Source organism: Candidatus Protofrankia californiensis (assembly GCF_900634765.1).
GTDB classification, from domain to species: Bacteria; Actinomycetota; Actinomycetes; order Frankiales; family Frankiaceae; genus Protofrankia; species Protofrankia californiensis.
In genome coordinates this window covers 1-8,745 of sequence record NZ_CAAAFT010000264.1, presented here as the reverse complement: position 1 = coordinate 8,745, position 8,745 = coordinate 1, and the positions used below count along the sequence as shown (strand labels likewise).

Genomic DNA, 8,745 nt, shown 5'->3' with positions numbered 1-8,745 from the left:
CAGTAGACGTGGGCGCCGCGGCGCCGGGCGTGCTCCCACTCCTCCAGGACGAGCACCACGGCACCTTCCCCCATCACGAACCCGTCCCGCGTCGCGTCGAACGGCCGCGAGGCGCGCTCCGGGTCGTCGTTGCGGGCTGAGGTCGGTGGACGAACCACCCGGCGCAGCCGGTCCGGGCTGGCAGCAGCATTCGCCGCCACCCGCAGCCGGCGTAGACGAACTACTACGCCCGCGGGAACTGCGCGCGGCCGAGCCGGCATACGGTCGGGTGTGTCGGGTGGGGTGGACCGATGTACCCGACCGATGTCACGCGGACCGGGAGGTTGCACATGCCTCAACGAGCTGGCGGGACGATCTCCGGTAACACAACCGTCCGGCAACGGTGATGCAAGCGGTCGCCCTGGAGGCCGCCCGCCGGCGGTCACCGGTTGCCGAGCGGCTCGGCAGACCGGACACGCTGGTCGCCGTTGCCGCCACCGCCGGCGCCGCGCTCATCGGCGCCGCGCTGGCCGAGCGGGTGTGGGTGGGACTGGCGCTGCTCGTGTTCGCGCTGTACGTCGCCCTGGCCGCCGTGAACCTGCAGCTCGGCATCGCCCTGTGGACACCGGCCCTGTTCTTCGAGGCCGTTCCGGCTCTCAACCTCGGCGCGAAGGCGGCCGGCATAGTCATCGTCCTGCTCTGGCTCACGGCGCCGAGCAGGCGGACGCAGCGGACGGCAGGGCAGGCGGTCGTCGGGTTCTCCGTCTTCAGGCACCAGCCGGGGCTTGTCGCCCTGGGCACGCTGCTGCTGATGTGGCTGTCGCTGTCCCTGCTGTGGGCCGTCGACATCGGGGAGGCCGCCACCGACCTGTGGCACTGGTGGGCGCTGGGGCTGCTCTTCGTCGTGGTGAGCACGGCTATGGCCGAGGTGAGGGCCGTACGCCTGGCGAGCGGCGCGTTTCTCGCCGGCGCGGTGCTCTCGGTGACCGTCGGCCTGATCGGCGCTGGTCCGGACCCGAAGAACCCCGCAGGCTCAGCCGGAATCGCCCGCCTGCAGGGAGGGGCGGGCGATCCCAACTTCCTCGCCGCGTGGCTGCTGGCAGGATTGATCCTGGCGGTCGGTCTCATCGCGGCGACCAGGAACCGGAGGCTGCGGTGGGTCCTCGCCGCTGCTGTCGGCGTCGACGCCGTCGGCCTTGCCTCGACCCTGTCACGGGGTGCGTTCGTCGCCGCCCTTGCCAGCGCGCTCGCCGCGCTCGTCCTGCTGCGACGCCAGCGCCGTCAGGTGGCCGGGCTGATCCTGCTCGGCGCGGTCGTGGCCGCGGCCTGGCTGGCGGCGTCGCCCGCCGCATGGCAACGCATGACGGCGAACGACCGCGGGGACGGCCGGGTGGATCTGTGGACGGTTGCCTGGAGCATCATCCGGGACCATCCGATCCTGGGCGTGGGGCTGAACAACTACACCGTGGTCGAGAGCGACTACGTGCGCCGGGTCGGACCCATACCGTGGGTCGACATCATCGTCAGTCGTGCGCACGAGGTGCACAACTCCTACCTCCAGTTGTTCGCGGAGAACGGGATCGTCGGATCAGCCCTGTTCCTGACCTTTCTCGTCGCCTGCCTGCGGACGGCGTTCCTCGCCGCACGGCGTTTCGAAGCGCTCGGCGACCGACGAAACGCCGCCCTTGCGAACGCGGTCCTGCTGGCCACGTTCAGCATGACCGTTTCGGGTTTCTTCCTGTCCAACGCCGTGGACAAGCGTCTGTGGTTCCTGCTGGCGCTGGGGCCGGCGCTTCTCCAGGCAGCGGTTGACAGTCCGTCCCCGTCCGAAAAGCGTCCGTCCAAAAGAATTTCCGGAAAAAATTCGGATCCCGCAGATTTTCGGTTCTCCTGACAGATCAGTTGGTGGCCGATCATAGATCATGCTGCTCGGACCGGCGGCGTGATATCCAGGCCGCCGCAGTTGGCCCACCCGGCGGTCAGGATCGATTCGATCAGTGCCCAGCGTGCGTCGCACAGGCCCAAGCGATATGCGTGTCGCGGCTGCATGCCACTTGGCCTCCCGGCAGTTGTCGCTCCCCGAAAGCGGGCGCGGCCTGCCGTGGGCCTGACGTTGCCGGACGGATCGTCACCAACTCGCACCAGACGCTCTCCCAGAGGGCGTTTACGTAGTTTTAGTGAAGATAAGTCGCCTTTGAGATCGGCGGCTTTTGATACATTTCGTGCTGTAGGAGTGCATTCACGTGTCCCGAGGCCGCGATCGGAGTACCCGTTTAGTTCGTATATGCGACCCGGATTCCGTCTGGTTTGGCGATGGGATGAAAACTCCCTGCTGGTCGAAGGGGCACTTCCGGTCACGCGGTTTAGGGTCACGCGGTTTAGGTAGGAGCGTCTGTCATGAGCCAGCGCAAGCCGTACCCCAGCGACCTGTCGGACGCCCGATGGGCGCTGATCGCACCGACCCTGCAGGCCTGGCGGCAGGCCAGGCTCGATCGCAGGCCCACCGGCCAGCCGGCCTCGGTCGCACTGCGCGAGGTCTTCAACGCGATCCTGTATGTCACTGAGATTGAACTTGTGATGGCGGCTGGATCGATCATGTTAATTCGATGGTCAGACCGGTCTCGGCGAGGCAGCCGTGGAGCAGGTGCGGACGGTACTGGATCTTTTTCAGTTTGCGTTTCATGACGCGGACCAGGTGGTCGAGGTCGGCGGCGGCGAAGTTCTCCAGCGACCGTTTGACCAGCGACCACACCCCCTCGGTCGGGTTGAGGCCGGGGGCGTAGACGGGCAGGCGGAACACCGTCAGCCACTCGCTGTTCGCCGCGATGAAATCCGTGAGCTCACCGGTCAGGTGAACGTTGAGGTTGTCCCACACCCACACGACCGGGGCGCCGAGCTGCTGGTGGACCGCCACGATCAGGTCACGGTAGTCCTGCCAGGCGAAGCTCTCACGCTCGCCCGTGCGGCCCCGCCACAGATGCAGCCGGTAGAAGAAACGCGGCCGGCAGCCGGGCTTGACGCACACCACACCGGCCACCGAGACCCGGCCCCGGTTGCCCCCGCGCACCCGCATGACAGGGGTCCGGCCACGCGGACCCCAGGTACGTCCCTTCGGCGGCCTCAGGCCTTGTCCTGCTTCGTCCTCGAAGCAGAGGACGGCGCCCAGGTCCGCCGCGGTGCTTTTATCCGCGGCCACACCTCGGCCTTCCACACCTGCACCGCCTGCTCGTCCCGCTCGATCGCCCGGCGGACGGGCACCTGCGCGGACCAGCCGTGCCGGCGCAGCAGCTTCCACACGCCCTGGATGGTGTAGCCGAGGTGGAACATCCGCCCGATCAGCGTGGTGATCCGCACCAGTGTCCAGCCCTGCCCGTCGTCCCAGCCGTGTGCCAGCGGCCCGCGGCCCAGCTCCCGTTCCAGGCACTCCCACTGCGCGGGCGACAGCCGCTCGACCGACAGCGGGCCCTTCGAACGCAACGCGCCCAAGCCACCCTCACGCCAGGTCCGGCGCCACTTCTCCACCTGCCGCTTACCCACACGTAACGCCGCGGCGATGTCGGCGGTCTTCTCACCCCGCTCGAACCGCGTACCGGCCTCCCACCGCACCCGCTCCCGGGCCTGTTGCTCCTTCGGTGTCAGCCCGCCACCCTGTGCGTACCTCATGAACTCGGCATACCGCAGGGATCATGAAACGTAACCGCCCACCGCCATCACAAGTTCAACCTCAGTAACCGGTATCTGTGGGGTAATTCAGATGTTCCTTTTACTTTTAGATGTTCCTTGTCTCCGCCCCGATCATCTGGAGTATTCGCCGATCCGGAACCGGCTCATGTTCGACTCGATCCATCTGATCGTCGCCAAGAGCCCGGCACCGAGATCGACCTTGGGATTCCAGCCGATGAGCTCATGGGCCAGCGCCGGATTCGACACCAACCGTCTGACCTCGCTGAGCGGGGGCCGCAGCCGGGCTTCGTCGACTTCGACGGCGAGCCGGCGACCCAGCAGTTCCCCGACCACGGCGACGAGCTCGGCCACCGAGACGTCGTTACCTGTCCCCAGATGTACGGTGCGGCCGACGGCGGCGTCGGATTCCGCCGCGGCGATGAAACCGGCGACGGTGTCCGAGACGAAGGTGAGGTCCCGACGGGTGTCGAGCTCCCCGAGCAGGAGCGTTTCCCCGGCCAGCGCCTGCGTGACGATGGTGGCCGTGACCGCGCGGGTCGACTGGTGCGGACCATATGTGTTGAAAGGTCTGAGAACGGTCACCGGCAGCCGGTGCGACCGGAAGAAGGCGTCCATCAGCTTGTCGCCGCCGATCTTGCTGGCGGCATAGGGGGAATGTGCTTCCAGGGGGTGCTCCTCGGTCATGGGGATGGTCCGGGCGGTGCCGTACACTTCGCTTGTCGAGGTGTGCACGACTCGGTGCACTCCCGCGCGCAGGGCGGCTTCGGCGACATTCAGCGTCCCGAGCACGTTCGTTTCGAAGAAGTCCCGGGCGTTGACGTAGGAATACGGGATGGCGATCTGCGCCCCGAGGTGAAAGACGACGTCTGCACCGGTGATTGCCCGCCCCACCGATTCGACGTCGCGTAGGTCGCCGAATATGACCTCCATATCACGCACGACGTGCTGATCGTGCCACTCCAGGCTGCCCTGATCGCCTCGGGAATTGTAACGGAGAAAGGCTCGGACGTGGCTGCCGCGGCGCACGAGCGCGGTGGCCAGGTGTCCGCCGATGAACCCTCCCGCCCCTGTGACGACAGCTGTCTCCGCCATTATCGGGAGGGCCCGATCGGCTGCCCATCCAGCGCATCTGCGGCGGGCGTCGAAGTCGAAGCCGGTGGCCTGGACATCAGGGCCACGCCGTCGGTTGTTCCTGATCCCGCCTTTGTTCCTGATGCTGCTGCCTCGAAGCTTTCCTGCTCAACGTTCTTCTGCGCGAAGCTTTTCTGCGTGGAGCTTTTCTGACCGTGGTGTGCGTGTGCGAATCGTTCGGTCGCGACGGCCGCTCCAGCCCCGAGGACGATGCCGGCCAGCGTGGTGATTGTCAGTACCAACCACGCCGGCGCGCCTGCGGCCGAGGTCGGAATCGAGGCGTCCTGCGACAGTGACACGGTGGGATCACCGCTGTTGCGGACCTGTTCCAGCTCGATCAGCCATTGCTCGAGCGCCGCGGCGGTCGCGCCCTGCTGGTCCGGGACGCCGTTTTGCTGGTTCTGCAACGCGTCGAGCCGAGTCCTGATCATGAGGATCGACGAATCGACGAGGCGCTGCAACGTTACCTGCCGGACGTCGATCAGCGAATGCGCGTACGCGTTGGCGACATCCGCCGCGGTCTTTGCCTCGGGGGCGCTCGCCTTGACCTCGAGAATGTTGGTCTGTCCCTTCGGCATCACGTCGACGGCCCGCTGGACCCGCTCCGCCGTCCAGGGCACCCCGAGCCGCGTCGCCGCAACTTCCGCGATGTCGCGATTCTTCAAAGCGGCGGCGGCGGTCTGGATCGTCCTGATCGGATCACCCAGATCGCGCACGAGCGGTAGCCCGAGCAGGCTGCTGTCATCCTTTGTCAGCGGCGAGACGAGGAGTTCCGCCTTGGCATGGTAGGCCGTCGGCCGCAGGGCGAGCACCAGCAGGCCGCCGCCCAGCGCGGCGAGGACGACTACGACCACGAGTAGCCGGTGTGCTCGAAGAGCCCGGATATCGCTGTGACGCTCGTCGTCCCGCCCCTGCGACGGGTCGTCCCGCCGCAGCGCGGCGGACAGCGTTGTAGGTCTCCCCGCTGGTGGCTCCATGTCGTCACCTCACAGACGTCTCGTCACAGACATCTCGTCCTGGCGAGTGCCTTTTCCGTCGCACTCACCACGTGCTCCTGCTGCTCGTCCCGCATGCGGGAGAACATGGGAAGCGTGACCGTTCGTGCTGCATACCGGTCCGTTATCGGCAGCTCCTGCGGGGCTGAATGGACGGCTGTCCGATGGATCGGTGGATAGTGAACACTCGTCTGGATTCCCCGGTCGGACAGCTGTTCGCGAAAAGCGGCCCGGTCGACGTCCTCGGGCAGGACGACGGTGAACAGATGATGCGCGGAGACAAGTCCTTCCGCAGGAGGGAGCGGAATTACGATTTCGAGATCTCCCAGCGCCTCCCGGTACCGTGCGTCGAGCTGTGCCCGCCGATGGTTCTCCTCCGCCAGGCGCCCCAGCCGGCAGGAAGCCAGCGCGGCCCGCGGCTCGTCTATGCGGTAGTTGTAGCCGAGCGCGACGACGTCGTAGTCAAGTGCGCGGCCCTGGTGGCGATCCCAGGTGAGCGTGGTCATGCCGTGGGAACGCAGCAGCCGCACGCGGGAGGCAACCGCGGTGTCCTCGGTCACCACGACACCGCCCTCGCCGACCGCCAGGTTCTTGTTCGAGAACATGCTGAAGGCACCGGCGGTGCCGAAGGTGCCGAGATGGCGACCGTGCCACCACGATCCGGCGGCATGTGCCGCGTCCTCGAGAAGAATGAGGCCGCGGTGATCGCACAGGTCGCGCAATGCCGCGATCTCTCCGGCGTGCCCGCCGTAGTCGACGCACAGGACGGCTTTCGTCCGATTTGTGATCATTCGTTCGCAGGCTGTCGCGGACATCCATGGTCGCGCGAGTCCGGCGATGTCGGCGAAGACCGGTGTCGCGCCCGTGTAGCGGACGGCGTTGACGGTCGCCACAAATGTCAGTGACGGAACGATCACCTCGTCACCGGTGGTCAGTCCGACCGCGAGGCACATCAGGTGAAGCGCCGCGGTCCCGTTCGTGACCGCGACCGCGTGCTCCGTACCCACAAAGCTCGCGAAGAGGTCTTCGAACTCCCGGGTCCGCGGCCCCATGCTGAGCCATCCCGACCGATAGGTGTCGGTCACCGCCCGAAGGTCGTCATCCTCGATCACGAGGTGTGACAACGGCACGGCCCAGTCTGTCATTGTCGGTCCGTCATTGTCGGCCGGCTCCTCGGGGAAGGTCCTCGACAAGGTTCCTGACAAGGTTCTCGGCAAAAGTGTTCTCGGCAAAGGTTCTCGCCAGGACGTCACAGCTCGGTGAGCAGCGCGATGTCCTGCACCGCCCGCTCGTATTCCTGGGGAGTACCGATGTCGTACCAGGGGGCATCACTGGGATATGCCGCAACCTTCTCGCCGGCCGCGAGCAGTCGTTGGACCAGCTCCGGGAACTGGCATTCGCCGCCCGGCAGGTATTTCAGCGCCCGTGGCTCGTAGATGTAGACGCCCATGCTCACGTCATAGTGCAGCGTTGGTTTCTCACGGTAGGCGCTGACATAGCTGCCGACGGTCTCGAGAACGCCGAGATCGATGTTGACGGGATTCTTGTGGGTGGCGATGGTCAGGGCGGCGCCGGCCTCGAAATGGAAGTCGACCAGCTCGCGGTAGTCGAGGCCGGTCAGCACGTCGCCGTTCATGGCGATGAACGTCTGGTCGAGATCGGGGACCGCCTTCAACGCCCCGGCCGTGCCCAGTGGCCTTTCCTCCCAGTGCCAGTGAAGCTGTATTCCCGGTTCGATCCGGGTCTGGGAGAAATAGGCGGCGATGAGTCCCCCCAGATAGTTCACGCAGAGGTCGACCCTGGTCACCCCGACAGCTCGCAGCCGGTCGATTATGTGCTGCAGGATCGGACGTTCACCAACGGGTACGAGCGGTTTGGGTATGATTGTCGTGTACGGGCGCAGCCTGGTGCCGAGCCCCCCGGCAAGGATAACCGCCCTGATGTTCGACAAGCCGCTCATCGGTATCCCCATTTTCGGCCCCCCGGTTTTTTGGCCCCCAGTGGAAGTCCGCCCGGCTCGCGGGGCGTCGCGTGACATGACATCCGGCGCCGACGAGAAGTTCGGTGGTGCGCGGCAACACCAGCGATCTTGTCGCTGTTCCGTGGGTACCGCGGACGTCCGCCGTACCGGAGAAGGCCGTGTCGGGGGACGCCGGACCGAAGAATGCCGAACCAGCCGGAACTGCTTTTTTTGCCCGTCGTATTCGACGTCGAAGCGGCAGAACATCACAAGCGGCGTCCACAGCAGCAGCTTGAAGTCGGTGGTGAGTCGGCGGTCACCGGCGTACAGGCGGTCGAGTCGCACCTTCTCCGGGAGCAGGTCGTCGACATAACGACGCACCGGGTCCCCGTCGCCGATCAGTTTGCTCTCGTCCCGGAAGACGAGCTGCGTCCACCCCGACAAACCAGGACGAACCGCCAGGATATCCTGGTATGCGTCCTGGTGCAGGGCCACGAACCGGGGGTCCTCGGGCCTTGGGCCGACCAGACTCATCTGCCCTCGCAGGACGTGCCACAACTGGGGGATCTCATCGATCCGCCGGCGCGCAAGAAAGGCACCGATACGCGTGAACCGTTCGTCGCCGGCCGCTGTCACCGGTGGCCCCGACGTCCTCACCCGCATCTTCCGGAATTTCAGGACGGTCAGCGGATCGCCCCGATGGCCCACCCGCAGGGCTCGATAACACACGGGCCCTCTTGATTCGATCTTGATGGCGAGCGCGACCAGAAGAAGCGCCGGCAGGGCTACCAGCAACAAAGCGGCCGCCAGCAGCGCCTCGGCGACAAGCTTTGTCCCGGCGACAAGCTTTTCCCTGGTAGTGAGCCCCGTCCTGGTGGATGTCCCGGCGGACGGACATCCCGCGAACAGGGCCTGGCGTTCTGCAACCGATCGTTCTGCAACCGATATGGTGACGAAAGCCTGCCGGATCCGGGGTTCCTGCCGGATCCGGCTTCG

Annotated in this window: 6 protein-coding genes and 2 pseudogenes; 2 read left to right on the top strand and 6 right to left on the bottom strand. The window is 66.3% G+C overall.

Annotated elements, in window-relative coordinates; all coding sequences use genetic code 11:
* Positions 1-143, bottom strand: a pseudogene (locus tag DD1DGNOD_RS28090) (beta-ketoacyl synthase N-terminal-like domain-containing protein); the annotation flags it as partial.
* 242 nt (positions 144-385) lie between these two features.
* On the opposite strand from DD1DGNOD_RS28090, the gene DD1DGNOD_RS14610 reads away from it, so the two are divergent.
* Entirely contained in the window at positions 386-1,873 is a 1,488-nt protein-coding gene (locus DD1DGNOD_RS14610; RefSeq protein WP_241255729.1) for an O-antigen ligase family protein, read from the top strand.
* A gap of 503 nt (positions 1,874-2,376) precedes the next feature.
* Positions 2,377-2,538, top strand: a pseudogene (locus tag DD1DGNOD_RS14605) (transposase); the annotation flags it as partial.
* A gap of 34 nt (positions 2,539-2,572) precedes the next feature.
* Here DD1DGNOD_RS14605 and DD1DGNOD_RS31200 read toward each other — a convergent pair.
* The 5 genes from DD1DGNOD_RS31200 to DD1DGNOD_RS14575 all read right to left on the bottom strand — a co-directional run.
* A protein-coding gene (locus tag DD1DGNOD_RS31200; RefSeq protein WP_430827808.1) for an IS630 family transposase occupies positions 2,573-3,642 on the bottom strand; the annotation gives its coding sequence in 2 pieces (ribosomal slippage) (positions 2,573-3,133 and positions 3,136-3,642; 1,068 coding nt in all).
* 132 nt (positions 3,643-3,774) lie between these two features.
* Positions 3,775-4,755 carry an SDR family NAD(P)-dependent oxidoreductase gene (locus tag DD1DGNOD_RS14590; protein ID WP_131766919.1) on the bottom strand — a complete coding sequence of 327 codons (981 nt, stop codon included), beginning with the start codon at positions 4,753-4,755 and terminating at the stop codon, positions 3,775-3,777.
* Positions 4,755-5,771: a Wzz/FepE/Etk N-terminal domain-containing protein gene (locus DD1DGNOD_RS14585; protein WP_131770385.1), complete on the bottom strand. Its 1,017-nt coding sequence runs from the start codon at positions 5,769-5,771 to the stop codon at positions 4,755-4,757. The genes DD1DGNOD_RS14590 and DD1DGNOD_RS14585 overlap by 1 nt, the downstream gene beginning before the upstream one ends.
* Positions 5,772-5,794: 23 nt before the next feature.
* Entirely contained in the window at positions 5,795-6,934 is a 1,140-nt protein-coding gene (locus DD1DGNOD_RS14580; protein ID WP_131770384.1) for a DegT/DnrJ/EryC1/StrS family aminotransferase, read from the bottom strand.
* Positions 6,935-7,038: 104 nt separating this feature from the next.
* Positions 7,039-8,745 (bottom strand): sugar transferase (locus tag DD1DGNOD_RS14575; RefSeq protein WP_131770383.1); only part of this gene is annotated, 1,707 nt, incomplete at its 5' end.